This is a genomic window from Stenotrophomonas humi (assembly GCF_001431415.1).
In the GTDB taxonomy this organism is placed as follows: Bacteria; Pseudomonadota; Gammaproteobacteria; order Xanthomonadales; family Xanthomonadaceae; genus Stenotrophomonas; species Stenotrophomonas humi.
In genome coordinates, this window is the sequence record NZ_LDJI01000066.1 from 1 (window position 1) to 781 (window position 781).

The window sequence follows — 781 nt, forward strand, 5'->3', positions numbered from 1 at the left end:
GGGTTCCGGCGCATGCGGCTGTGCGATTTGTTCTGAAAATGAAACGATTCATTGGAATTTGAGTAATTGTTCTAATTTTGCTGGCAAATAAAATGGCCGCCAACAGACGGATCGGCGGTGTTGCCGATCTACCTTCCCCTAAAGGAATTGATCATGAGCAGCCAAGCCATCTCCCTGTACAAGAAGCGTCGTTCCCAGTACGCGCTCGGCAAGAACCTGCCGATCAGCCAGAACGACACCACCCACCTGATCAAGCAGGCCGTGCGTGAAGCGCCGTCGGCCTTCAACGCGCAGTCCTCGCGTGCGGTGATCCTGTTCGGCGCCGAGAACCAGAAGTTCTGGGGTCGTGCCAAGGACGAGCTGCGCAAGATCGTTCCGGCCGACGCCTTTGCCGGCACCGAGAAGAAGATCGACAGCTTCGCCGCCGGCGCTGGCACGGTGTTGTTCTTCATCGACACCGACGTGGTGAAGGGCCTGCAGGAGCAGTTCGCCCTGTACGCGGACAACTTCCCGATCTGGGCCGAGCAGTCCAACGGCATGGCGCAGTTCGCGGTGTGGACCGCACTGGCCGATGCCGACATCGGCGCCAGCCTGCAGCACTACAACCCGCTGGTCGATGAAACCGTGCGCGAAGCCTGGGGCGTGCCGGCCAGCTGGACCCTGCGTGCGCAGATGCCGTTCGGTTCCAACGAAGCCGCATTTGGTGAAAAGGCTTACGTGGAAGACGAGGCGCGTTTCAAGGTGTTCGGCTGATCGTGTCTGATTGATCCGCAGCGGCGCG

General features: G+C 60.2%; 1 protein-coding gene. It reads left to right on the forward strand.

The features are described from left to right. Positions 1-153 precede the first annotated feature (153 nt). Positions 154-753 carry a nitroreductase family protein gene (locus tag ABB26_RS18305; protein ID WP_057636141.1) on the forward strand — a complete coding sequence of 200 codons (600 nt, stop codon included), beginning with the start codon at positions 154-156 and terminating at the stop codon, positions 751-753. Positions 754-781: the final 28 nt, after the last annotated feature.

Coding starts and splice junctions, on each gene's coding strand:
- ABB26_RS18305 (WP_057636141.1), top strand. CDS start 154: ATGAGCAGCCAAGCCATCTCCCTGTACAAGAAGCGTCGTTCCCAGTAC.